16 protein-coding genes, 1 tRNA gene and 1 pseudogene are annotated in these 25,654 nt (G+C 72.6%); 3 read left to right on the top strand and 15 right to left on the bottom strand.

Annotated elements, in window-relative coordinates; translation table 11 throughout:
• Positions 1-37: 37 nt before the first annotated feature.
• Entirely contained in the window at positions 38-268 is a 231-nt protein-coding gene (locus ACWDAK_RS21125; RefSeq protein ID WP_344635042.1) for a hypothetical protein, read from the bottom strand.
• A 156-nt stretch (positions 269-424) separates the two neighbouring features.
• Entirely contained in the window at positions 425-1,423 is a 999-nt protein-coding gene (locus ACWDAK_RS21120; RefSeq protein ID WP_344635043.1) for a helix-turn-helix transcriptional regulator, read from the bottom strand.
• Positions 1,424-1,561: 138 nt separating this feature from the next.
• Here ACWDAK_RS21120 and ACWDAK_RS21115 point away from each other — a divergent pair, with 138 nt between their 5' ends.
• Both ACWDAK_RS21115 and ACWDAK_RS21110 read left to right on the top strand, forming a co-directional pair.
• Entirely contained in the window at positions 1,562-3,046 is a 1,485-nt protein-coding gene (locus tag ACWDAK_RS21115) for an MFS transporter (RefSeq protein ID WP_427395437.1), read from the top strand.
• A gap of 281 nt (positions 3,047-3,327) precedes the next feature.
• A pseudogene (locus ACWDAK_RS21110) lies at positions 3,328-4,266 on the top strand (beta-ketoacyl-ACP synthase III).
• A gap of 213 nt (positions 4,267-4,479) precedes the next feature.
• On the opposite strand, the gene ACWDAK_RS21105 reads toward ACWDAK_RS21110, so the two are convergent.
• The 13 genes from ACWDAK_RS21105 to ACWDAK_RS21045 all read right to left on the bottom strand — a co-directional run bounded on the left by ACWDAK_RS21105 (position 4,480) and on the right by ACWDAK_RS21045 (position 23,049).
• A tRNA-Thr gene (locus ACWDAK_RS21105) sits at positions 4,480-4,556 on the bottom strand.
• Positions 4,557-4,683: 127 nt separating this feature from the next.
• On the bottom strand, positions 4,684-5,352 hold the full coding sequence (leuE, locus tag ACWDAK_RS21100; RefSeq protein ID WP_344635064.1) for a leucine efflux protein LeuE: 669 nt from the start codon (positions 5,350-5,352) through the stop codon (positions 4,684-4,686).
• A 75-nt stretch (positions 5,353-5,427) separates the two neighbouring features.
• Positions 5,428-6,987 carry an alpha/beta hydrolase gene (locus ACWDAK_RS21095; RefSeq protein WP_344635065.1) on the bottom strand — a complete coding sequence of 520 codons (1,560 nt, stop codon included), beginning with the start codon at positions 6,985-6,987 and terminating at the stop codon, positions 5,428-5,430.
• A 214-nt stretch (positions 6,988-7,201) separates the two neighbouring features.
• Complete coding sequence (locus tag ACWDAK_RS21090) at positions 7,202-8,293, bottom strand: hypothetical protein (RefSeq protein WP_427395438.1); 1,092 nt, start codon at positions 8,291-8,293, stop codon at positions 7,202-7,204.
• 300 nt (positions 8,294-8,593) lie between these two features.
• Positions 8,594-9,805, bottom strand: coding sequence for a DNA polymerase III subunit delta' (locus tag ACWDAK_RS21085; protein WP_344635067.1), 1,212 nt, complete (start codon positions 9,803-9,805; stop codon positions 8,594-8,596).
• Positions 9,806-9,850: 45 nt separating this feature from the next.
• Positions 9,851-11,053, bottom strand: a complete 1,203-nt coding sequence (locus ACWDAK_RS21080) for an acyltransferase family protein (protein WP_427395439.1) — start codon at positions 11,051-11,053, stop codon at positions 9,851-9,853.
• 210 nt (positions 11,054-11,263) lie between these two features.
• Complete coding sequence (tmk, locus tag ACWDAK_RS21075) at positions 11,264-14,464, bottom strand: dTMP kinase (RefSeq protein WP_427395440.1); 3,201 nt, start codon at positions 14,462-14,464, stop codon at positions 11,264-11,266.
• 156 nt (positions 14,465-14,620) lie between these two features.
• On the bottom strand, positions 14,621-17,452 hold the full coding sequence (topA, locus tag ACWDAK_RS21070; RefSeq protein ID WP_344635070.1) for a type I DNA topoisomerase: 2,832 nt from the start codon (positions 17,450-17,452) through the stop codon (positions 14,621-14,623).
• A gap of 477 nt (positions 17,453-17,929) precedes the next feature.
• Positions 17,930-18,412, bottom strand: coding sequence for a DUF3592 domain-containing protein (locus tag ACWDAK_RS21065; protein ID WP_344635071.1), 483 nt, complete (start codon positions 18,410-18,412; stop codon positions 17,930-17,932).
• Between the two features lie 623 nt (positions 18,413-19,035).
• Positions 19,036-20,568 (bottom strand): DUF7059 domain-containing protein, encoded by a 1,533-nt coding sequence (locus tag ACWDAK_RS21060; RefSeq protein ID WP_344635072.1) that lies wholly within the window; start codon positions 20,566-20,568, stop codon positions 19,036-19,038.
• Positions 20,569-20,802: 234 nt separating this feature from the next.
• Positions 20,803-21,603, bottom strand: coding sequence for a hypothetical protein (locus ACWDAK_RS21055; protein ID WP_344635073.1), 801 nt, complete (start codon positions 21,601-21,603; stop codon positions 20,803-20,805).
• A gap of 554 nt (positions 21,604-22,157) precedes the next feature.
• On the bottom strand, positions 22,158-22,577 hold the full coding sequence (locus ACWDAK_RS21050; RefSeq protein WP_344635074.1) for an ATP-binding protein: 420 nt from the start codon (positions 22,575-22,577) through the stop codon (positions 22,158-22,160).
• Between the two features lie 130 nt (positions 22,578-22,707).
• Complete coding sequence (locus ACWDAK_RS21045) at positions 22,708-23,049, bottom strand: STAS domain-containing protein (protein WP_045299370.1); 342 nt, start codon at positions 23,047-23,049, stop codon at positions 22,708-22,710.
• Between the two features lie 217 nt (positions 23,050-23,266).
• On the opposite strand from ACWDAK_RS21045, the gene ACWDAK_RS21040 reads away from it, so the two are divergent.
• Positions 23,267-25,612, top strand: coding sequence for a DEAD/DEAH box helicase (locus ACWDAK_RS21040; protein ID WP_427395441.1), 2,346 nt, complete (start codon positions 23,267-23,269; stop codon positions 25,610-25,612).
• The last annotated feature ends 42 nt before the right edge of the window (positions 25,613-25,654 follow it).

Below are 25,654 nucleotides of genomic sequence, written 5' to 3'. Positions count from 1 at the left end.
CGGGTGCCGCACGGCCGGTCCCCGCGGCCGGACTCCGTCAGCGGTACTCGTCCTCGTCGAGTTCGACGATGCGGGCCTGTTCGACCGCGTCCGCGTCGTTGGCGTCGTCCGAGCCGAGCGAGCGGCGTTCGCGCAGCTGCTCGAAGTCGTCGCCGGGGTGGCCGTCGACGTCCCGCTCCTCGTCCTCCGTCTCCAGGACGAGCGGGGATTCGTCGGCGAAGTCGTCGAAGTCCTCGGGGAACTCGGGGTTCTCGGGGTTCTGCCGCATGGCGTCCGTCCCTGCTGCTCGGAGCCCCACCTGGGCCCAGGTCGGTACTGGAAGTATCCGACGGCGGCGGCCCGGCCGCGCGCCTGCGCCGTCCCGTCGGCATTTTGTCCGGCTCTCGCACGGTAGACCGCTGGACCGCCCTCCGGACAGTGCCTGTCACCCGCGCGGCTCCTCCGTTCCTCCCGAGGCCGCCGCCGCGGCGGCCCGGGCGGCGAGGGCGCCGAGCCGGTCGCGCAGGGCCGCGGGCTCGTGGACCTCGAAGTCGCAGCCCAGCATGGCCAGTCGGACCGCCAGCCAGTCCAGCGACTCGGAGCTGGCCCGCAGCCTGCAGGTGTGCTCGTCGATCGGCTCCAGCCGGTCGGACGGGCCGGTCAGCCAGCGCGAGACCCGGTCGATCGGGGCGTGCAGGGTGACCACGGCGGTGTAGGTCGTGGTCAGGTCGGCGAGTTTGCGGGCGACGTATGCGGCGGCGTCCTCGGCTGGCAGTTCGCGCGGCGGCACCCGGGCCCCGGTGGGCAGGGGGTCGCGCAGGCGGTCGACCCGGAAGATCCGCCAGTCGTCCCGTTCGTTGTCGTACGCGACCAGGTACCAGCGCCGTCCGGCGGCGACCAGTCGGTGCGGCTCCACCAGGCGGCGGGTCTCGTCGGCGGCGCCGTCGGGCCGGCCCCAGCCGGCCCGGTAGGTGAAGCGGATCCGTTCCCGGGCGGCGACCGCCGAGGCCAGCACGGTGAGCGTCTCCGGATCGACCCGCGGACCGCCGGCGTCCAGCCGTACGGTGGCGGCGCCGAGCGAGCCGACCCGGTGCCTCAGCCGGGACGGGAGCACCTGGACCAGTTTGGCCAGCGCCCGCACCGAGGCCTCCTCGACACCTTCGACCGCCGCGCCGGCCGCCGCGCGCAGGCCGACCGCGATCGCCACCGCCTCCTCGTCGTCCAGCAGCAGTGGCGGCATCGCGGTACCCGCGACCAGGCGGTAGCCGCCGATCGGACCGCGCGTCGCCTCCACCGGGTAGCCGAGGTCGCGCAGCCGCTCGATGTCACGGCGGATGGTGCGCGGGGTGACCTGGAGGCGCTCGGCCAGTTCGCCGCCGGGCCACTCGCGTGGGGTCTGCAGCAGGGAGAGCAGGTTCAGCAGGCGTGCGGAGGTGTCCGTCATGGTGCCAGCATGACGGAGGTAGCGGACAGGTTCTGACCTGTATACGGGCTACCGTCGACGACGTCCGGGGCGCCGGCCGCGGGAATCCGCGGGATCCGCCCCACCCCTCCCCAGAACCCCCTGCTCAGGAGTACCGCCATGCCATCCGCCCAGACCGTCCCCGATCGCCGCCGCTGGGCGGCGCTCGCCGTGGTGATGACGGCCAGCCTGATGGACCTGGTCGACGTCACCATCGTCAACATCGCCATGCCCAGCATCCAGAAGGACACCGGCGCCTCGTTCAGCGCGCTGCAGTGGATCACCGCCGGGTACGCGCTGGCCTTCGCCGTCGGCCTGATCACCGGCGGCAGGCTCGGTGACATCTACGGCCGCAAGCGGCTGTTCCTGCTCGGTGTCACCGGCTTCACCCTCGCCTCGGCGCTCTGCGGGCTTGCCGGCAGCCCCGCGTTCCTGGTCGCGGCCCGGGTGCTGCAGGGCGGCACGGCGGCGCTGATGGTGCCCCAGGTGCTCGCGATCATCCACACCACCTTCCCGGCCGAGGAGCGCGGCAAGGTCTTCGGCATGTTCGGCGCGATGGTCGGCCTCGGCGCGGTGCTGGGCCCGCTGCTGGGCGCACTGCTCTCCGAGTGGGACCTGTTCGGGCTCGGCTGGCGGCCGATCTTCCTGGTCAACCTGCCGATCGGCGTCGCCGGACTGCTGCTGGGCGCCAAGTACGTGGACGAGTCGCGCGCACCGCGGGCACTGAAGCTGGACCTGGTCGGCATGGCCCTGGGCGCCGCCGGACTGCTGATGCTGCTCTACCCGCTCACCCAGGGCCGGGAGTCCGGCTGGCCGCTGTGGGGATTCGTCTCGATGGCGCTGAGCGTGCCGGTACTTCTGCTGTTCGTGGCGTACGAGCGGGCGAAGACCCGGCGGGACGGCTCCCCGCTGGTGGAGCTCTCGCTGTTCCGGGTGAAGAGCTTCGCGGGCGGCATCGGAGTGCAGCTCTGCTTCGGCGTCGTCACCGGGATCTTCTTCCTGGTCTGGACCCTCTACATGCAGCTGGGCCTCGGCTGGAGCCCGCTCCGGGCCGGACTGACGGGCGTGCCGTTCTCGATCGCGGTGTCGGTCGCCGCGGGGCTGTCGGTGCAGCGGCTGGTGCCGCGGTTCGGACGGAAGGTGCTGCAGGCCGGGGCGCTGGTGATGGCCGCCGGAACCCTGCTCCACCTCGCCGAGGCCGAGCACCTCGGCACCGGGATCCAGCCGTGGCAGATGGCGCCGCCACTGGTGGTGATGGGTCTGGGCATGGGCCTGATCGTGGCGCCGCTGACCGACGCCGTGCTCTGTGAGGTGCCGCGCGAGCATTCCGGTTCGGCCTCCGGGCTGATCAACACCACCGGGCAGCTGGGTGTCGCACTCGGTCTCGGCCTCTCCTCGGTGGCCTTCTTCTCCGTGGTGGACGGCGCCGCGCCGACGCGCTCGGCGGGCCCGGTCTTCGTGGACGCCTTCACCCACTCGCTGTGGTGGGTGACGGCCGGCCTGCTGGCGGTGTTCGCCCTGGTCTTCGCCCTTCCGGCGCGGGCCGCACGGCCCGAAGCCGTCGAACCCGAACCCTCGAAGGAGCCGGCCCTGGCGGCCGGCTGAACCCGGCAGTCCCCGGCTGGTCCCCCGTCGCGGCACATGGCGGGGGACCGCTTCGCGGCCCGAGGCTCGGCACACCTCACGACCGAGCCCGCGCACGCCCAACCGACCGCCTTCCCGGGCGAATCGGGCACCACCGGCCCTACCGATCGACAACTCTCCTTCAAAGCACAGCGATTGACGGGCGATGCGATCATGACGGATGGATACTTGACTCTCCTCCAGGGGCCGTCGGACAGGTGGGCGGGGCCTCGGAATCCGCTTCACTTGAGGGGATTTGAGCTGTGCACGGTTCTCGCATACTTGCGCTCGGCCACTACCAGCCGGCCAGGATCCTGACCAACGACGACCTGGCGAAGATGGTCGACACCAGCGACGAGTGGATCCGCAGCCGGGTCGGGATCAGCACCCGCCACATCGCCGGCCCGGACGAGTCGGTGGCCGACATGGCCGCCAAGGCCGCGGAGAAGGCCTTCGCCGCCGCGGGCCTCACCCCCGCCGACATCGACCTCGTGGTGGTCGCCACCTGCACCTCGCTCGACCGCTCGCCCAACGTCGCGGCCCGGGTCGCCGACCGGCTCGGGGTGCCCTCCCCAGCCGCTCTCGACGTCAACACCGCCTGCTCCGGCTTCCCGCACGCCCTGGCGATGGCGAACCTCGCCATCGCGGGCGGCTCCGCGGCCAAGGCCCTGGTCATCGGCGTGGAGAAGCTCAGCGACTTCGCCGACTGGTCCGACCGCTCCACCTGCGTCCTGGTCGGCGACGGGGCGGGCGCGGCCGTGGTGGTGGCCTCCGAGACGCCCGAGATCAGCCCGGTGGTCTGGGGCTCGGTCCCCGAGATGGGACGGGCCGTCCTGATCGAGGGCCGCGACGGCACCTTCAGCCAGGAGGGCCAGGCGGTCTACCGCTGAGCCACCACCACCCTGCCCGCCATCGCCCGCCGGGTCTGCGAGCGCGCCGGTGTCGCCCCCGAGGAGCTCGGCGGAGTCGTCCTGCACCAGGCCAACCTCCGGATCATCGAACCGGTGGCGCACAAGATCGGCGCGGTCAACGCCGTCATCGCCCGCGACGTGGTCGACTCCGGCAACACCTCCGCCGCCAGCATTCCGCTCGCCTTCTCCAAGCTCGTCGAACGCGGCGAGGTCGAGAAGGGCGCCCCGGTCCTGCTCTTCGGCTTCGGCGGCGGCCTCTCCTACGCCGGCCAGGTCGTCCGCTGCCCCTGATCCCACGGCACCACGGCACGCATCCGGCGGCCCCTCGCCCACCGGCAGTCGAACGCGGACGGCCGGCCTGGGACCGTCGGGCCGCAGGCCGGCAGCATCGAAGCCCCTCGGGCGAAGCGCCTCGGCACCCCACTGAACCCCGGCCCCGGGTACACCGTCGCTACAGACGACAAAGCCCCCGGAATCCGGAACACCGGACCACGGGAGCTGTCATGGAGCCGCCTACGGGATTCGAACCCGTGACCTACGCATTACGAGTGCGTTGCTCTGGCCAGCTGAGCTAAGGCGGCACCGCCGTCGTGCGGGACCGAATGATCGTCGCACTGACAACGGGCGCAAGTCTACACACATTCGGGTCGTGGTCCGTACCCGCACCCGCCACCGCTCAGGTGGACGCCCCGCAGCCGGAACGGACGCTCAGGCGGAGGAGACTGCGAGCTTGGCGGCGAAGCCCGCGAAGAGGATGGCGACGGCGCTGGTGAGGCCGGCCGTGAGGCGCTTGCGGCGGCGGAAGGCGGCGGCCAGCGAGGTGCCCGCGAAGATCAGCGCGGAGAGGTAGAGCAGGCTGAACGACTGCAGTATGCCGCCGAGCAGGGCGAAGGAGAGCACCGGCTGCCCGTACGAGGGGTCGACGAACTGGGTGAAGTACGACAGCAGGAAGAGGATGGCCTTCGGGTTGAGCAGGCTGATCACCAGAGCCCTGCGGAACGGGCGCTCCGCGTCGGTCCCGGCCGCGCCGTCGGACGCCTCCGCGCCCTCGGCCCGCTCCGCGGTGGCCCGGCGCTCACGCCAGAGCTCGCGGGCCGCTCGCAGCATCCCGAAGCCGATCCAGAGCAGGTAGGCCGCCCCGCCGAACTTGACCACCGCGAAGACCGCGGGGTTGGCCCGCAGCAGCGAGGCGGCACCGAGCGAGGTCAGCGAGATCAGGGTGAGGTCGCCGGTGAAGACCCCGGCGGCGGCGCGGTAGCCGGCCCGTATGCCCTTGCGGGCGGCCACGGACGTGACGTACAGCGAGTTCGGTCCCGGCAGCAGGATGATGACGAGGGCGCCGAGGACATACGTCGCCAGGTCGTTGACTCCAAGCACGGTGCACTCCAGGAGCGGATACGAGGTGTGGGGGACGGGCCATCGTATCCGCGTCCCGAGCGGCTGCCACGGTGGCTACTTGGCGCAGCGGGTCCCCGGGTTCGGGGCGGTCCCCGCGAGCAGGTAGGCGTTGACGGCGTTGTCGATGCAGGCGTTGTGCCGCTGGTAGGCGGTGTGGCCGTCGCCGTCGTAGGTCAGCAGCCGGCTCGACTCCAGCTGGCCCGCCAGGGCCTGCGCCCAGACGTACGGGGTCGCGGGGTCGCGGGTGGTGCCCACCACCACGATCGGGGGCGCCCCGGCTGCCCGGATGGTGTGCGGCGTTCCGGTGGCCTTGTACGGCCAGTACGCGCAGCTGAGCGCCATCCAGGCCATGTCGCGGCCGAAGTGCGGGGAGGCCTTCTGGAAGGCGGGCATCGCCCGCTCGACGTCCTCCGGGCTGCTGAAGGGTGCGGGCAGGTCGAGGCAGTTGATGGCGGTGTTGGCGAACATCAGGTTGGCGTAGCTGCCGTCCGGCGACCGCTCGTAGTAGGCGTCGGCGAGCTTGAGCAGCGCACTGCCGTCGCCCGCCTTGGCACTGGTCAGCGCGGAGCGCAGCGAGGGCCAGAGGTAGTCGGCGTACATCGCCTCGATGACTCCGGCGGTTGCCAGCGACTCGGTGAGCTTGCGGCCGGAGTCGGTGTTCAGCGGCTGGTCGTGGATCTGCTTGAGCAGGGCGTCGATCCCCTGCCCGGCCTGCTGCTCGGTCCGGCCCAGCGGGCAGTCCTGGTGTGTGACGCAGTCCTTGGCGAAGTCGGCCCAGGCGACCTCGAAGCCCCCGGCCTGGGTCTGGTTGCCTGCCAGCGAGTCGAGCGACGGGTCGATCGCCCCGTCCAGCACCATCCGGCCGACCCGGCTGGGGAAGAGCCCGGCGTAGGTGGCGCCGAGGAAGGTGCCGTACGACTTGCCGAGGAAGTTCAGCCTGCTGTCGCCGACCAGCGCGCGCAGCACGTCCATGTCCCGGGCCGACTCCGCGGTGCTGACGTGCCCGAGGAAACTGCCGGACTGCATCTCGCAGGCGGCGGCGTAGTTCTTGTCGGCGGCGACCAGGGCGTTGATCTCGCCAAGGTTGTCGGGGGTCATGTCGGTCGCGGTGTACGCGTCCATCTGCGGGCCGCTCAGACAGGCCACCGGAGAGCTGCGGCCGACACCGCGCGGGTCGAGGCCGACCAGGTGGTAGGCGGCGCGCAGGCCGGGGTCGAAGCTGTCGATCGAGCCTTCCAGGTAGTCGATCGCCGACCCGCCGGGACCACCCGGGTTGACCAGCAGCGACCCCTGCGCCGCGCCGCCGGCCGGCTTGCGGACTGCGCTCAGGGTCAGGTCGCCGCCGGCCGGGTTCGCGTAGTCGAGCGGCACCTTGAAGGTGGCGCACTCGAATCCCTGGTCGCAGGCCTGCCAGCTGAGCTTCTGTGCGTAGTACGCGGACAGGTTGGCCGGGATCGCGGCGGGGAGCGGTTCGAGCGCGGTCGCGGGCCGGCCCTGCTGGGCGCCGCGGACACTGGAGTCCGATGCCCCGCCGCCCGAGCTGCAGCCCGCCAGCAGCAGCGCGGCGGCGGCCGCCATGGCGGACAGGACGCGGGTCGACCGGACAGCTCGCATGGAGGCTCTCTCCCATCGGACACCGACCGCGAGGTCGCTCGGGTGGCCGAGTCGCTGATCACCCGGCTGTGCAGAGCGTAGCCGGACGTACCGATCGCGCCCGGCAACCGGCGGCGGCCGGGCGGGGAACAGCCCATCCGGCGGCACCCGGCCCCGCCGCCCCGGCTTCGCCTCCTCCCGGAGCGGATGAAGCAGGTACTCCGTCGCCCCCGGGTCACTGCGCCGGCTTGGCCAGGCTCTCCGCCAGGTACTGCACCGCGATCCGAACCAGCCGCAGCCGCACCCGCTCCGGGGAGTAGTCCTGGACGATGTCGGAGATCCTCACCTCGGCCTGCGCGGCCCGGCCCCGGCCGCCGTGCAGCACGGCCTGGAGCTTGCGGGCGGAGTCCAGTCCGGCGGTGTCGGCCCTGGCGGCCGCGAGCAGCAGTCTGGCGGTGACCGTGCCGGACGCGTCGGCGCCGGCCCGGGCGAAGGCTGCCGGGTCGTAGCGGCCGGAGACTGCGGCGGCCGCGCCGTACAGGTCGGGTCGGGCCAGCCCTGCGACGGCCGCACACGGCGCCCCGGCCTCGATACCGAGGGCGCCCCAGTTCCCCGGGTCGGCCGGAAGGGTGCGGAACGCGGCGGCTACGGCGGTCCGCAGCGCGGCGTCGTCGGCCACCGCCTGCGGGGCGGCGGCCACCGGTTCGCACGGGCCTGCCGGGCCGGACGGCGACTGGGGGGCGAGCACCACGAACGGCTGGGACCGGCCCAGCTTCACCGCCGAGGCGACCCCGTCGAAGACGTCCGGGAGTTCGGCGTCGGCGGTGGTCCCGGCGCCGCCCGCGTGCAGCACGATCACCGGGAAGCGGGCCTTGGGGTCCTCCTTGTACTCCGCCGGCAGCCAGACCCGCACGGTACGTGGATGACCGTCCGGGCCTGCCACCGCACCCTCCAGCAGCTGTCCCCCGGCTGGCTGCCCGACCTCCTGGAACCTGGTGACCACCGGCTGCGGCTCCCGGGAGGGCGCCACCTGGGACGGCGGGGCGGGCGGAACGGGCTGAGGCTGCACGCTCCGATCGACGGAGGCGGTCTCCTGCGCGTCCCGTCCGCCGTACCCGCCCATCACCACCGCCACGACCAGCGCGGTGGCGCACATCCCGCAGACCATCGCGCCGCCGACCCGCAGCAGCAGCGGCCGCTGCTCGGCCGCCAGCTCGTACGTCTGGGCCACCCGGAGGTCACGCCAGCGGAGCAGGGCGGATCGGAGCAGCCAGATCCCGACGACGGCCACCGGCAGCACGGAAACGGCGAGGAGCGAACGGGGCATGGGACGCACCACCTCGGAGGAACCGACACCGCCCGGGTCCGGCCATCAGCGGCGCGGACCACCGCGGCGTACTCGGTCCACAGGGTGCAAGACGACCGGGTTCCCGGCCCGCGAGGCTTTCCTGCCGCACCCCGGTGTTCACTCGAACGAGCGAGTCGCACACCGTCCCGTGAACAACCCGATAGGGCGAGGGGCCCCGGGGCACCCACGGCTCGAACAGGCCGCACCGCCCGGCGCGCGGGCCCGCGCGATGCCCGGAAGCCGTTGCCCTGCTCGGGCCCGCAAGCCGGCCGAGCGGGCTCAGCCGGCCCGCAGGGCCACCGTCATGGCCTCGACCGCCAGCAGCGGGTCCACGTTCCGGTCCAGCGCCTCCCGGCAGGCGAGCACCGCCTCGATCCGGCGCAAGGTGTTCTCCGGGGCGCCCGCGGCCGCGACCTTGGCGAGTGCGGCCCGCTGGTCGTCATTGGCGAGCGCACCCGTCGCCCCGAGCTGAAGGGCGAGCACATCCCGGTAGAACCCGAGCAGGTCGAGCAGCGCGACCCCCAGCGTCTCGCGCCTGGTCCGGGTCGCCCGGCTCTTCTGGCGCTTCTCCAGCTCCTTGACCGCACCCGCCATTCCGCGCGGCGCCCGGCTCCCCTCCGTGGCGCCGTAGGCAGCCCTGAGGTCGTCGGTCTCCTTGGCGTCCTGGCTCTCGGCAAGGGCCTCGGCGTCGGCTTTGGCGGTGTCCACCAGCCGCTGGGCAGCGGCCAGACATCCGCCGATGTCGGCGACCTCCAGCGGGATGCGCAGCACGTCCAGACGGCGGGCGCGGGCCTGCTCGTCCACCGCCAGCCGGCGCGAGCGCTCCACGTCGCCCTGTCCGGCAAGCGCCGCCAGCCGGGCCGTCTCCGGGTCGACGCCGTCCCGCTGGACCAGCATGTCGGCGACCGCCTCGGCCGCGGGGGTACGCAGCACCAGCAGCCGGCAGCGGGAGCGGATGGTGGGCAGCACGTCTTGCACGGACGGTGCGCACAGCAGCCATACCGTCCGGGGGGAAGGCTCCTCGACGCCCTTGAGCAGCGCGTTCGCCGCCGCTTCGGTGAGCCGGTGGGCGGCGTCCACCAGGATCACCGACCAGCGGCCGCCGGTCGGGTAGCTGGAGGCGCGCAGCACCAGGTCGCGCATGTCGCCGACACCGATCGACAGACCGTCGGTGCGGACGAACTTCACATCGGCATGGCTGCCGGAGAGCACGGTGTGGCAGCCCTCGCAGAACCCGCAACCGGGCACCCCGCCGAGCTCCAGATCGGGGCTGGTGCACTGCAGCGCGGCGGCGAAGGCCCGCGCGGCGGTGGTCTGCCCGGCCCCGGGCGGACCGGTGAACAGCCAGGCGTGCGTCATCAGCGAGGCGTTCCCACCGGTCTCCGGCGCAGCCGTACGGCCTGCGGCCACCGTGGCCCGGGCGGCCTGGGCGGCCGCCTTCAGCTGCTCGACCACCCGATCCTGGCCGACCAGGTCGTCCCACACACTCACGCCGCGCTCCCGCCGACCACCGGTACTCCTCGCTTCCGGTCGAGCCTAACGCCGTAGGCCGACAACCGGCTCCACCGCGGCCTGCTGCTCCGGCAGCGGCTGGTGACCGCCCGGCCCCGCCGCGGTCCCGGCCGCCACCGCCCCCTCGTCGACGGCCGGCTCGTCGGCAGCCCGGACCCGGGCGAACGAGTTCCGCAGGTGCCGCTTCATCCAGCGGGATACCGGCCGCTCGACGAAGCGGTGCACCAGCCAGGAGGCCGCGATCATCACCACCAGCAGCCCGCCGGCGAGCAGCCACGGGTTCACCCGGAACCGGAGCTGATCGATCACCGCCCACCCGATGTACTCGTGCAACAGGTAGAGCGGGTAGGTGACGGCCCCGGCGGTGGTGAGCCAGCGCCAGTCGATCCGGTCGAACCAGCCCAGCGCCACCCCGGCCATCAGCAGGTAGCACGCCGCGAGCACCACCGCCACGGCGGGTCCGGGCAGGTGGTAGTCGGTGTTCTTCTGCACGAACTGGAAGGTGGGCTGCACCGTCCGCAGCCCGGCCAGGTAGCTGAAGCCGACCAGTAGCCACAGCAGCAGGTCCGGGCCGAACCGCCGCATCAGGTAGAACGCCATCCCCCCGATGAAGAACCAGCAGTGCTCCGGCATCACCAGTACCTGCAGCCAGGCCTCGTTCGACAGGGCGTACGTGAGTACCCCGGCGGCCGACCAGACCATGCAGAAGGTCAGCACCCGGCGGTAGGTCAGTCCGCGCCAGACCACCAGCGCGAAGATCAGGTAGAACCTGGCCTCCACCCACAGGCTCCAGTACACGGCGTCCACGTACGGTGCCCCGAACGGGTGCTCGAACATGGTCAGGTTGGTGAGCACGTCCTGCCAGGAACGCGGCGAACCGCCCGGGATCAACACCAGCGCAACCGTGGTCACCAGCACCGCCAGCCAGTAGGCCGGGAAGAGCCGGATCACCCGCGAGGTGAAGAAGTCGGAGACCGACCGGCCCCAGCCGCTCAGGCAGATCACGAAGCCACTGATCAGGAAGAACAGCTGCACGCCCAGCCAGCCGTAGGAGGCGGGCAGGTGCAGCACCGGGAACACCTCGGCGCGCGGCCGGCCCCAATCCGAGCCGTACGCCACGTAGTGGTACGTCACCACCATCAGCGCGGCGACGAACCGCAGACCGTCCAGCGCGGCGAGCCGCCCACCGCGCGATGGCGTCTTCGGGGCAGGGTCGGTGGCTCTCACGTGTGATGACTTCCTAGACGCCGGACGGAACGGGGCAGGCGTAGCAGTCTCTCAGAATCCGGCGTCCCGTCCCGCCCCGCGGTCGTTGGCGCACGACCGACCCGGGCGGTGCGCGGTCTCGATCGGGTCTCCGGATCAACGAGGGGCATCAGGCGCGGGAGCGGGGAACCGGGTGATCGGACACCCGGATCCGGCCGCCCCGGGCGGGACCTACTCCCGGCCTCCGCGCCACTTGCGGCCCTTGCCGCGGCCGTCCTGGCCCTCGCCCTGCCGGTCACTGTGCTCCCACTCCTCGCGGGAGCCCAGCAGGGTGTCGGTCAGGCTGGGGCCGCCCTCCGGCTCGACCGAGGGCAGCTCCCTGGTCGCCTCCGCGGCGGTCTCCGCCTCGGACGGCTGCTCGGCGCGCCACAGCCCCTGCGGCACCCGGTCCTCGGCCGGACCGGACTCGGTGCGCGAGCCGCTGCTCCTGCCCCAGGACGTCCGCGCTCCGCCGCCGGCGGTGCCGGACCGCGGCGTCGGCTCCACCCGCGGCAGTACGGCGGTCTCCTCCGCCGCCCCGACCGTCGGCAGCACCGTGGTCTCCTCTGCCGCCCCGACCGTCGGCAGCACCGTGGTCTCCTCCGCCGGATCAGCGTCCAGTGCCTCCGCCGCCCGGACCGCGGCCCGGCGCTCCGGCTCGGAGATCTCCCGGGTGACCTCCTCGGTGCCGCCGACCTTCGGCAGCTCCACGGTCGAGGCCGCAGCCGGACCCTCGGCGGCCTTCGCGGCCTTCGCGGCCGCAGCCTCCTCCGCCAGCCGGGCCGCCTCGGCCCGCTGCAGAGCCTCCTCCGCCCGGCGCCGCTGCTCGGCCCGCTGCAGCTCGCGCTGCCGCTGGAGCTCCGCCTGCGCCGCCGCCTCCGCGGCCAGCCGCTCCCGCTCGGCCTCCTCCGCCTTCCGCTTGGCCTCGAGCTCGGCCTGCCTTGCGGCCTCCTCCTCGGCGCGCCGCTTCGCCTCGGCCTCCGCCTTGCGCCTGGCCTCCTCGGCCGCCTTCTTCGCCTCCTCGGCAGCGACCCGCTCGGCCTCCTCGCGCGCCAGGCGCTCCTGCTCGGCCTGCTCGGCCCGCAGCTGCTCCAGCAGTTCCTGGCGCTTGCGCTCGGCGGCCTCCTCCTCGGCCTTCCTGCGGGCCTCCTCGGCGGCACGCCGGGCGGCCTCCTCGCGGGCGAGGCGCTCCTGCTCGGCCTGGGCCGCCCGCTCCTGGGCGGACAGCGGCAGCTCCCGGTCGAGCCGGTGGCGGATCGCGGTGGTCACGAAGGCGGGCTGCTGGCTGCCGTCCACCACTAGGTAGCGCGCCGGATCGGCAGCGGCCAGGGCGAGGAACCCGGCCCGGACCCGGGCGTGGAACTCGGTCGGCTCGGACTCGAGGCGGTCCAGCGCCTCGGTGAAGCGCTCCCTGGCCTTGCCCGGGTCGACGTCCAGCACCACCGTCAGGTCGGGCACCAGACCGCCGGTGGCCCAGCGGGAGATCCGGGCGACCTCGGTGGCGGCCAGGTCGCGGCCCGCGCCCTGGTAGGCGATGGAGGAGTCCATGTAGCGGTCGGTGATCACCACCGCGCCCCGCTCCAGCGCGGGCCGGATGACGTTCTCGACGTGCTCGGCCCGGTCGGCCGCGTAGATCAGGGCCTCGGCGCGGTGCGACAGGCCGGTGTTGCCGACGTCCAGGACGAGCGAGCGCAGCCGCTGACCGATCGGGCTGCCACCGGGCTCACGGGTGAGCACCACCTCGTGGCCCTTGCTGCGGATCCACTCCGCCAGCGCGTTGGCCTGGGTGGACTTGCCGGCGCCGTCGCCGCCCTCCAACGCGATGAAGAAGCCGGTGCCGCTGATCCGGTGCGGCGCCGGCGCCGCACCGCCGCGCAACGACTCCAGCAGCTCGCGCCCGAGCGGGACGCTGCCACGCTGGTCGTCGGTCTTCAGCAGCACCACCGCGGCCAGCACCATGGTCAGCAGCCCGGCGGTGGCGATCGCCAGCGCGGCCCCGTCGTGGATGAAGGTGAAGCCGCCGGGCCCGACCCGGCCGTACTCGACCTCGCCGTAGCCGGCGGCGATCAGCGGGACGACGATCAGCCCACCGCCCACCACGGCCCGCAGCACCGCGTACAGGTGCTCGGTGACCTTGGGCAGCCGGATCTCCTCGACCTCCTGGGCGAGCAGGGTCCGGCCGGTGGCGATCACGACTCCGGCGGCCAGTCCGGCCAGCACGGTGAGCATCAGCACCAGGACGAAGTCCAGCACCAGACCGGCCAGGATCAGCGCCACGCCCTCGATGAGCAGAGCGAGCGCGAGCAGGCGGCGCCGGGAGAGCGAGGGCAGGGTCGCCCGGGTGATCCGTACGCCGAGCGCGGGAGCACCGGCCGCGGCGAGCACCAGCAAGCCGAACCCGATCGGGCCGGCCCGGTGGCCGATGGCGGTGAGCAGTCCGAGCGCGGCGACGCCAGCCATCGAGGCATAGGCCGCGGCGACCGAGAAGGTGAAGTAGGGGGCGGAGCCGGTGCGGCCCTTGCGCAGCGTCGGCCCGGGAGTGGCGTCGGTGGGGGCGCGCAGGCCCTGGAGCGGGGAGCGCGGCGCGGCCGCCGTACCGCCGGGCAGTTCCTGCAGGAAGATCAGCGCGGCGGAGCCGGCCAGCAGCAGGGCCGCGCCGACCCCGGCCGCAGTGAACTGGTGGGTCCGCAGCCAGTGCGAACCGAGCGCTGCGAAGACGTTGTTGACCAGGGTGAAGGCCACCAGCGCGATGGCCGCGAGCGGAACGGTCGCCCAGCCGGTGCGCATGTCCAGGGTGCGTACGGCGTCCAGGCTCGCCACGGACGGCCGCTGCTCGGACGGTGCGGCGCCGGCATCGGCGGGCGGCAGCAGCGCCGGCACCGCGGCCGTCTTGGCGACGGACCAGACCCGCTCCGCGGCGCCGGTCAGGAAGACCGTGCCGAGCAGCAGGTAGGTGGCCGAGCCGGGGCTCCAGCCGAGCCACCACGGCGCGACGCCGATCAGCACCGCACGCAGCGCGTCGGCTCCGAAGAGCACCCAGCGGCGGTCGAGCTTCCCGGCCACCAGGCCGTGTACCGGGCCGAGCAGCACCGCCCCGAACAGCAGGGTGGCGAACACCCGGACGCCGAGCACGGCCGCCACCGCGAGCGCCTGCGCCCGGTAGCCGTGCCCGAACTGACCGCCGAGGATCGCCGCCGCCCAGGTCAGCGCGAGCAGCACCAGCAGGCCCAGCCGGTCGCCGGTACCGCCGACGAGCTGCGCCGTCCAGAGCCGGCGGTAGGGGCGCAACCGCAGCAGCGCGCGGGCCCGCTCTCCGGGAGTCCCGGCCGGGGCCGCCTCGGGGAGTTTTGGTCGGGCGGCGCTCGTGCTGGTGGGCTGCTCCTCGCTCGTCATACGGTCAGGGTAGCGGGCGGGCCCTGCGGCGAAGCCCGGGAACGAGCCCCGACAGGCCCTCATGACAGGGTTGTGACGTGTGCGACCCCGCCCACCGACCGGACGGCGGACCCATGCGTCCCGTCACCGGAACGCCGGGCCCGCCGCGCGGATCGCTCAGCCCTCCTCGGGCGCTGCGGCCTTCCTGGCCACCGTCTTCTTGGCCGCGGTCTTCTTCGCCGCCGCCGTGGTGGTCTTCTTGGCGGCGGTCTTCTTGGCCGCCGTGGTCTTGGCCGCGGTCTTCTTCGCGGCCGTCTTCTTGGCCGGAGCCTTCTTGGCGGCCTTCTTCACCGGACCGCGTGCCCGCTTCTCGGCGAGCAGCTCGTAGCCGCGCTCGGGCGTGATGGTCTCGACCGAGTCGTCCTTGCGGAGCGTGGCGTTGGTCTCGCCATCGGTGACGTACGGACCGAAGCGGCCGTCCTTGACCACCACCGGACGCTCGCTCACCGGGTCGGTCCCGAGCTCCTTGAGCGGCGGAGCGGCGGCGGCCCGGCCACGCTGCTTGGGCTGGGCGTAGATCGCCAGCGCCTCGTCAAGGGTGATGGTGAAGAGCTGGTCCTCGCTGGTGAGCGAGCGCGAGTCGGTGCCGCGCTTGAGGTACGGGCCGTAGCGGCCGTTCTGCGCGGTGATCTCGTTGCCCTCGGGGTCGGTGCCGACCACCCGGGGCAGCGAGAGCAGCCGGAGCGCGTCCTCCAGGGTGACGGTGTCCAGCGACATCGTCTTGAACAGCGAGGCGGTGCGCGGCTTGACCGCGTTCTTGCCGGTCTTGGGCGTGCCCTCGGGCAGGATCTCGGTGACGTACGGGCCGTAGCGGCCGTCCTTGGCGACCAGCATGTTGCCGCTGACCGGGTCGACGCCCAGCTCGAAGTCGCCGCTGGGCTTGGCCAGCAGCTCCTCGGCGAGCTCGACGGTCAGCTCGTCCGGCGGCAGGTCGTCGGGGACGTCGGCGCGCTGGCCGGGCTCGTCCGCGGTCCTCCCGGCCTTCTCGACGTACGGCCCGTAGCGGCCGACCCGCAGGACGATGTCGTCGCCGACCGGGAAGGAGCTGATCTCCCGGGCGTCGATCGCGCCGAGGTCGGTGACCAGCTCCTTGAGGCCGCCCAGGTGGTCGCCGTCGCCGTTCCCGGCCTCGGCGGCACCGCCGGCGCCCTCGCCCTCGCCGAAGTAGAAGCGCTTCAGCCACGGCACGGACTGCGCCTCGCCCCGGGCGATCCGGTCGAGGTCGTCCTCCATCTTGGCGGTGAAGCCGTAGTCGACCAGTCGGCCGAAGTGCTTCTCCAGCAGGGCGACCACGGCGAAGGAGAGGAAGGACGGGACGAGCGCCGTGCCCTTCTTGAAGACGTACTTGCGCTGGATGATCGTGTCGATGATCGAGGCGTAGGTGGAGGGACGGCCGATCTCGCGGTCCTCCAGCTCCTTGACCAGCGAGGCCTCGGTGTAGCGGGCCGGCGGCTTGGTGGCGTGGCCCTCTGGGGTGAGCTGCTCGGCGGCCAGCGGGTCGCCCTCGGCCACCTGCGGCAGCCGGCGCTCACGGTCGTCCAGCTCGGCGTTCGGGTCGTCGGCGCCCTCGACGTAGGCCTTCAGGAAGCCGTGGAAGGTAATGATCTTGCCGGAGGCGGAGAACTCGACGTCCCGGCCGTCCGCTGCCCGGCCGCCGACCTTGACGGTGACCGACTGGCCGACCGCGTCCTTCATCTGGGAGGCGACGGTCCGCATCCAGATCAGCTCGTAGAGCCGGAAGTCGTCACCGGACAGGCCGGTCTCCGCGGGCGTGCGGAAGCGGTCACCGGAGGGGCGGATCGCCTCGTGCGCCTCCTGGGCGTTCTTCACCTTGGAGGCGTAGGTGCGCGGCGCATCCGGCAGGTAGTCGGCGCCGTACAGCTGGGTGACCTGGGCCCGGGCCGCGGTGATCGCGGTGTCGGAGAGCGTGGTGGAGTCGGTACGCATGTAGGTGATGAAGCCGTTCTCGTACAGCTTCTGGGCCACCTGCATGGTCCGCTTGGCGCCGAAGCCCAGCTTGCGGCTGGCCTCCTGCTGGAGCGTGGTGGTGCGGAACGGCGCGTACGGCGAGCGGCGGTAGGGCTTGGACTCGACGCTGCGGACCGAGAACGCGGTCTGCTGCAGGGCGGCGGCCAGCGCGCGGGCGGCCGTCTCGTCCAGGTGCAGGGTGTTGACCGTCTTGAGCCGGCCGTCCGGGCCGAAGTCGCGGCCGCTGGCGATCCGCTTGCCGTCAACGGCGGCCAGCCGGGCGCCGAAGGTCTCCGGGTTCGCGGCGTCGGCCGGAGTGCGGCCGGTGCCGAAGACACCGGTCAAGTCCCAGTAGGAGGCGCTGGTGAAGGCGATCCGCTCACGCTCGCGCTCGACCACCAGACGGGTGGCGACCGACTGCACCCGGCCGGCCGAGAGCTTCGGCATGACCTTCTTCCAGAGCACCGGCGAGACCTCGTAGCCGTAGAGGCGGTCGAGGATGCGCCGGGTCTCCTGGGCGTCCACCAGGCGCTGGTTGAGCTCGCGCGGGTTGGCGACGGCCTCCTGGATGGCGGTCTTGGTGATCTCGTGGAAGACCATCCGCTTGACCGGCACCTTGGGCTTCAGGACCTGCTGGAGGTGCCACGCGATGGCCTCGCCCTCGCGGTCCTCATCGGTGGCGAGGTAGAGCTCGTCGGACTCCGCGAGCAGGCCCTTGAGCTTGGTGACCTGCGACTTCTTGTCCGCGTTGACCACGTAGATAGGGGCGAAGTCGTGGTCGACGTCGACCCCGAGGCGGCGCACCTCGCCGGTGTACTTGTCCGGGACCTCGGCGGCAGTGCCGGGCAGGTCGCGGATGTGCCCGACGCTGGCCTCGACGACGTAGCCGGGGCCGAGGTAGCCCTTGATCGTCTTCGCCTTGGCCGGCGACTCGACAATGACGAGTCGCTTGCCGTGCGCGGTCTCGCTGCTCGGGGACACCTTCGCTCTTCTCTCCCGGTCGTTTCCTGTGCTGGGCGGCGCACCGGCGAAGGAAGACGTCCCGCCTGACCATCGCCGTCCGGAGCTGCCGCTGCGCGACGGCCCCACCAGCGGAGTGTGACCGTACCCTGGCCACCCTTGTCAAACGGACGGTTCCCGCTTTTTCACCGGCAAGGTCGACCCACGCCACTCGAACGGTAACCCGACGATGCGCGGTCGTGCCGCGCGGAGGGGTGGCGAGGGCCTGCCACCGGCCGGTTTCGGCCGTCGGCGAGCGGCCCGTCTGCGGAACCGCGATCAGCCGGGGCTTGAGCGGCAGCGGGCCGGGTCCTGAGCCGTGGTGCGGCTGGCTGAAGTCGTGGTCAGGGATCTACTTCTCGCCGAAACCCGCTGGGCTTTCCGGGACTTCGCGTGACCCTGCGGAGACCATCGGTGACCCGGGGTTCCAGCGGCCCCGGTCCGGCGGCCGCCGCATCCTCAGCTCTGGAGCGCGCTCGCGATCAGACTCAGGCCGACCGCGAGCGCGCTCGTGCCGAGCAGCACCCAGAAGACGTCACTGGGCAGGCAGGGGCTGGTCTCGGAGGCGGCGAGGACCACGCGGCTCGGACGACGGGCGTCGTACGCGACCTGGACGACCGCCCCGGGCAGCAACCCGGCCGGACGCCGCAGCCTGGTGTGCCCGCGCGGCCGGGAGAGCACCGACTCGGCCTCGCCCGCACCCGCCGCTCCGACGGTCGGCAGGGTGGAGTACGAGAGCAGCGGGGCGGTGTCGAGTTCGCCGTACGGGTCGCCGTAGAGTTCCCCGTACGGATCGCCGTCCACCACGACCCTGGCCGTGGCCGGGACGCCGTGGCGGCGCAACCGGTGGCGGAGCCGCAGTTCGAGAGCGCACCAGACGAGCAGCGCGCCGCCGAACAGGATGAGGACGGACCCTGCCGCGGTCGCCGTCTGCGTCTCCATGTACGTCTCCCTCCGCGCTGTGCACCACTGGTGTCCGCCCGACCACTTGAGCCGGTGCACGGGAGCGTGGCAGCTCGGGGACAACCCGGGGCTGACGTTCGAAGTACGGTGGAGAACACCGGGGGGACGGGCGGGTGAACTGCCACGCGCACGAGGACCGCACGGACCGCACTACCGAAGCACGGCGCCGGGCGACCGCTCGGCGCTTCCGGGAAACGCTTCCGGAGAACAGGGGAACTTCGGGGGGACGCGGTCATGTTCGTTCGCCGACCGGCACTCAATACAGCCTGCCTGGCCGGTGCCGTGCTGACTCTCTCTGTCCCTCCCTGTCGCTTGCGAATCACGTCCGGCCACCGGGGCAGGGGCGTCCTCCCCCTCCGCCTCCCCGCCGAGCTCGGCGGCGACGATCTGGCCACCGGAGTCGACCTTGATCAGGAAGTAGTTCCCGTGGCAACTGCGCCGGTAGAGGGCGCCGGACCACGGCCGGAGGGTCCGGCTCGATCACCCGCCGCGTGCGCCTTCACCAGCCGCAACCGGACCAAGCCAGACCGGGCCGGCCTCCGACTGGACCCACCATGGGCCCGGACTTGGCCACAGGGACGCCCCTGCGGCCAAGTGCCGCCTCAGATCACCGGGTTGATGAAACCCTGCTCGGTCAGCAGGCGCAGCGACTCGGGCGTCCGGTCGCGCAGCACCACCCGGTCCTCACCGAGCAGGTGCGCGATCGCGTCGATGATCTCGCCAGCCGTGAGCGTTCCGTCGCACACCCCGACGAAGCTCGCGCCGACCGTGTCCACCTTGGTCGCCCGCCGCATACCGCGGTTGTGACGGAGGATCACGTGCTCCGGGTCCTCCGCCCCGGGCGCGCCGACCTGCTCCTGGACCACCTCGTCGGCCAGCAGGTAGCGCGCTGCGAGCAGGGCCGCGTCATCGTGCGTCCGCAGGAAGTCCTGGCGCGCGAACCAGCTCTCGATGTGCGGGCCGAGCGGCTGCTCCACCGGGTGCGGCCACTCCTCGATCCGTACGGCGGGCCGGGCCGCACCGCCGGCCCGCAGGGTGATCCAGCCGAAGCCGATGCCCTCGACGCCCGCGGCCTCGAAGGTCTCCAGCCACTCCTCGTAGCGGGTCTGGTAGTCGGAGCCGGAACCACGGTGGTCGCCGCCGTCCCGCAGCCACAGCTCGGCGTACTGGGCGATGTCCTGGACCTCTCGCTGCACCACCCAGGCGTCCAGCCCGGTACCCGCCACCCAGCCCGCCAGGCGGTCGTGCCAGTCCTCGCCCTTGACGTGCTGCCAGTTGGCCAGCAGATGGCAGTACCCGCCCGGCTCCAGGTGCGCGGCCGCGCCCCGGACCAGACTGCGGCAGAGGTCATCCCCGGCCATCCCGCCGTCGCGGTAGACGAAGCGGCTGCCGGGCGAGATCACGAACGGCGGATTGGAGACGATCAGGTCGAACTTCCGGTCGCCCACCGGCTCGAACAGGCTACCCTCGGCCACCTCGACGTTCTCGAACCCGGAGAGGGCCAGGGTCAGTCGAGTGAAGTGCAGCGCGCGGGGGTTGAGGTCGGTGGCGGTGACCCGCTGGGCGTGCCGGGCGGCGTGCAGCGCCTGCACCCCGGAGCCCGAGCCGAGGTCCAGCGCCTCCCGCACCGGCCGCCGTACGGCGAGGTTCGCCAGCGTGGTGGACGCGCCGCCGACACCGAGCACCAGGTCCTTACGGGCCACTCCGTGTGCGGTCTCTCCCGAACCGATGCCGCCCGCGCCACCGACCGCGCACCCGAGGTCGGACACCACCCAGGCATCCGCGCTCGGCAGCCCCGCGACCTCGTTCGCGTACGGGCGAACGTCCACGGTGGCCCGCACGGTCTCGCCGTCGCGGATCAGCCAGCCGTCCGTCAGGCAGTCCTCGACCGGCAGGGCCGCAGCCGCCGCTGCGTACGGGACCGGCCGCTGGAGCAGGAAGAGCCGCACCAGCGTCTCCAATGGGCTCCCGCCACGGGTCGCACGCAGCGCGGGCACCGCCTCGCTGCGGGCCAGTGCCGCGTAGCCGGCCGGCCCGAGCAGGTCGAGGCAGCCGTCGGCGGTGTACGAGGCGGCGAGCAGCGCCTCACGGAGCTTCGCGAGGCGGCCGAGGTCAAGAACGGGGCTACTGGTCACCGGCCCATTGTCCCCCGTCCCTCACCACCCCGACCGCGCGGCACCGCTGCCGTCGCGGCACCGTTCCCGGGGCAGCCGGTGTGCCCGGAACAGCCGGTCGCCGGATGCCCGGCTGGCGAACTGCTCAGCCGCCGGACCGTCGGCGCCGCCCCGGACGGCTACCTGACCGGTAGGCCGCCGGACGACTGATGCGACTGCTGTCAGGCTGCTGGATCGGGTTACCCGCCAGCCCGCTCAGTTGCCGGACGAGGAGGCCGACGGCGACGCGGCGGCCGTGTCCGCAGCGCCGTCCGTGGGAGCCGCACTGGACGCGGCGACCGACGGGGAGTCGGTCGGGGAGGCCTCCGGGGAGCCGCTCCGCGATCCGCCGTGGTCCGAGGAACCGGCGCCTGGGGCACCGGTCACGGCACCGGTGGGCGCACCGGCCGCCCCGCCCGACGGCCCTCCGCTCGCCGCTCCCGCACCGGGCTTCGCCTTGCAACCCGGCTGCTTGCTGATCGCCACCCCGAGGTCGCCGCTCTGGACGTTCTTCAGCGCGGAGGTGGACTGCTGGGCCAGCCGCTGGATCTGGTCGCCGATGCTCCTGAGGCCGTCCGCGAACCGCGCCTGGTCGGCGTTGTCCAGCACGTTCAGCTTCTTCTGGACGTCGAGGTAGCCCTGGGTGGCCTGCTTGAGCTCGTCCACGGCCCCCTGCTGCAGCTTCGCGCCGTCGCTCACCTTCGGCGCGCCTGCCTTGTTAATCGCGTCGGCCAGCTGCTGGTTGGCGGTCGCGAGCACCGCGAGATCGGTCGACAGTCGCTTCTGGAGGTCCACCGGGGCCTCACCCTGCTTGACCCTGCCGGTGTCGGCGAGGGCGTCGCTGGACTTCCCGATCGGGCCCTGCGCGCCATCGCAGACGTTCTTCGCCCAGTTGTTGAGCGAGGCGCTGTTGTCGTCGCCACCGCACCCGACGGCGCCGAACGCCAGCAGCGCACCGAGCGCGGATACGGTCAGCAGTCGCTTCTTCACCGGGAAGGCCCTTTCGGTGTCGGTCATCGACCTGCGAACCTACACGGCCACGCGTTCGGCCCGCAGGCGCCCGGCCCCCCACGGCCCTAGAGGACAGTTCGGCAAGGGCAGACGGCTGGGACAACGGGTGCCGGTCAGGCCCACCCGACCCGGATCGGGTCCGCACTCCGGACGGTACGCAGTACCTACGGTCACCGGCCGACACTCCGGGTCCGACACACCAAGGATCTTGCAGGCACCAGCCAGCCGGCACTCGTCGCCGCGCGAGGTCGGCGTGGGCTCGTAGGGCCGCACCGGGCCGTCGCCGCCGGTCCGGAACGCAAGCGTGCCGGGCTCTACGACCTGCCGGGCGCCGGCCTCCTCGGTGTGTCGACCACAGAGTTGCCGGCGCCTGCCCGGCCGCCCACGGGGTGCATCCGGACGCCACGCACCCGGGCAGGCAGGAACAGGCAGAGTGAACCCGGGCAGACGGGAGCCAAACAGCGTGAACCCGTGTGAGCGTGAGCCCGGGCAGAGCGACACGGGCAGCCGAAATCGGGGCGACCGGGAGCTGGGCAGATCGGGATCGGGAACCGCAGGGCTCAGTCGTCGGTCGCCGGGTCGGGCATCGGCCAGCTCATCCGGATCAGGCCGCCGTCGGCGCCGCTGGTCACCTCGACGTCCTCGACCAGGCCGGTGATCACCGCGAGGCCGAGTGCGTCCTCGTCGGCATCGGCCCCCGCGTCTCGATCGGAGGCGGGCATTCCGGCTGGACCGGCCTCATCCTCCACCTCGATGAAGAAACGCTTCTCCTGGTCAATCAGAGCGACCCGTACCGCTCCGTCGACGCCGCCACGGCGGTGCAGCCCGACCGCGCGCGAGCAGGCCTCGCCGACCGCGAGTCGCACCTCGTCGAGCACCGACTCATCGACACCGGCACGTCTCGCCACAGCCGCGGCCACCAGCCGGGCCGTGCGCACGTGCTCGGGAAGCGGACTGAATCGAAGTTCGACGGTTGCCATCTCTCCCCCTCCGGGGTAGCTCCCCAACACCTCACCGCTCATTGCGGCACCGGGTCCGTTCCCGGTCCCGCACAGCCGGCGAGGCACGGTCGCCCCGCCGGTCTGCTCACATCGGCGTGTCGAAGGTGGATCAGTCGGTCGCGGAGACCGCTTCCTCGACCGAGTTGTGGATCGGGAAGACCTTGGTCAGGCCGGTGATCCGGAAGATCTTGAGGATGCGCTCCTGGTTGCACACCAGACGCAGCGAACCCTCGTGTGCCCGGACCCGCTTCAGGCCGCCGACAAGGACGCCCAGACCGGTCGAGTCGAGGAAGTCAACGCCCTCCATGTCGACGATCAGGTGGTAGTTACCGTCGTTGACGAGCTCGACCAGCTGCTCGCGCAGCTTGGGGGCGGTGTACACATCGATCTCGCCACCGACCTCGACAACCGTGCGGTCGCCGATCGTGTGGGTCGACAGGGACAGGTCCACGGAACCTCCAGCACCTTGCCTTGCTACGTCATTGCAACCTCGGCCGGTCGGCCGCCATCGCTTGGCCGCAGAGCGGGCACACCGCCACGGCAAATGGAACCCCGGCGTTGCGACCCTCGGCCATGCGGCCGTCACGGCTTCATTCAACCACCTGTGACCATGCCCGCACGATGGCTTGGAGCGATTCTCCGTCACGCCGGTGACACACTGGGTCCTCATGCCGCCCCACCATCGCGCGCCCGAAGCCCTGTTGACCGCCCTCGCCGGTAGCCGGTCCCGTTCCGACCGCCTCACCCATACGGAGCAGTTGCCAGCCCGTCAGGCATGCTTTTCGCCGTGGCCGGACGGCATCCGCCCGGAAATCGTGGCCGCCGCCCGGCCCCTGGGCGTCGAACTGCCCTGGGCGCACCAAGCCGAGGCGATGAATCTGGCCAAGAACGGCCAAAGCGTGGTGATTGCCACCGGGACCGCCTCGGGCAAGTCGCTCGGCTATCTGGCGCCGGTCCTCAGTGATCTGCTGGACGGCACCGAGGCCCCGAACGGGCGCGGTGCGACCGCCCTCTACCTGGCCCCGACCAAGGCTCTGGCCGCCGACCAGCGCAGACGCGCCGCCGAACTCGCCCCGGACCGGGTCCGCCCGGCCCTCTACGACGGCGACACGCCGCCCGAGGAACGCGAGTGGGTCCGCCAGTACGCCTCGTACGTGCTCACCAACCCGGACATGCTGCACCGGGGTATCCTCCCCGGCCACACACGCTGGTCCTCCTTCCTCAAGACGCTGAAGTACGTCGTGATCGACGAGTGCCACAGCTACCGCGGTGTCTTCGGCTCGCACGTCGCCCAGGTGTTGCGACGGTTGCGGCGGCTGTGCGCCCAGTACGGCTCAGAGCCGGTGTTCCTGCTCGCATCGGCCACCACCGCCGATCCGGCGGCCACCGCCGAGCGGCTCACCGGCCTCCCGGCCGTGGCGGTGACCGAGGATGCGTCACCGCGCGGTCCGCTGGTCTTCGCGCTGTGGGAGCCGCCGCTCACCGAGAACGTCGGCGAACACGGCGCGCCGGTGCGCCGTACCGCCACCGCCGAGGCCGGCTATCTGCTCACCGACCTGGTCGGCGCCGGAACCCGGACGGTGGTGTTCGTCCGGTCGCGCCGCGCCGCCGAGCTGGTCGCCCTGCAAGCCCAGGAGCAGCTCGGCCCACCCCTTGCCGCCCGCGTCGCCGCCTACCGCGGGGGCTACCTCGCCGAGGAACGTCGCTCCCTGGAACGCGACCTGTACTCCGGGCGGCTGCTCGGTCTCGCCTCCACCTCCGCCCTCGAACTCGGCGTCGACGTCTCCGGTCTGGACGCCGTCCTGATGGCCGGCTACCCGGGCACCAGGGCCTCGCTCTGGCAGCAGGCCGGGCGGGCGGGACGAGAGGGCCAGGGTGCACTTGCCATGCTGATCGCCCGGGACGACCCGCTGGACACCTACCTCGTGCACCACCCGGAGGCCCTGTTCGCCAACCCCGTCGAGGCCACCGTGCTCGACCCCGACAACCCCCACATCCTGGCCCCGCACCTGTGCGCGGCGGCGGCCGAACTCCCGCTCGGTGAGAGCGACCTCGACTTGTTCGGTCCCTCCACCGCCCAGTTGCTCCCGGTACTGGAGCAACGCGGGCTGCTGCGCCGACGCGGTGCCAAGGCCTGGTACTGGACCCGGCGTGAGCGCGCCGCCGACGCGGTCGACCTGCGCGGCAGTGGCGGCAGCGCGGTGCAGATCGTCGAGGGACGCACCGGCCGGCTGCTCGGCACCGTGGACGCGGCCGCCGCCCACACCACCGTGCACACCGGCGCGGTCCACCTGCACCAGGGCCGTACGTACCTGGTGCAGGACCTCGACCTGGAGACCTCCGTGGCCGTGGTCGAACAGGCGGACCCGCCCTACACGACATCCGCTCGGGACATCACCTCCATCGCCATCCTCGGCACCGACACCACCGTCGAGTGGGGTGAAGCGCGGCTCTGCTTCGGCTCGGTCGAGGTGGTCAACCAGGTGGTCGGGTACCTGCGGAAGCGCATCGCCACCGGCGAGGTCCTCGGCGAGAGCAAGCTTGACCTGCCGCCCAGGACACTGCGCACCCGAGCGGTCTGGTGGACCGTTACGGAGGACCAGCTGTTCGACGCGGAGATCCCGTTCGACCAGCTCCCGGGCGCCGCGCACGCGGCGGAGCACGCCTCCATCGGCCTGCTCCCGCTCTTCGCCACCTGCGACCGCTGGGACATCGGCGGCGTGTCCGTGCCGCTCCATCCCGACACCCAGCTGCCGACGGTGTTCGTGTACGACGGGCACTCCGGCGGCGCCGGCTTCGCCGAACGGGGGTTCCGACGGGCGGGGCAGTGGCTGACGGCGACCCGGGACGCGATCGCGGCGTGCGAGTGCGAGCGGGGTTGCCCGTCGTGCGTGCAGTCCCCCAAGTGCGGGAACGGCAACGACCCGCTCGACAAGGCGGCAGCCGTGAGACTCCTGGATGTCCTGCTCGCCGGGGCTCCGGGGCAGGGCGCCTCGGCCGGGGGTGACGGCTGAGCCGCCGCTGGCGCATCACCTGTCACCGGCGGGTGGGGCGTG

The organism is Kitasatospora sp. NPDC001175 (assembly GCF_053598215.1).
This window is presented reverse-complemented; position numbering and strand designations above follow the sequence as displayed.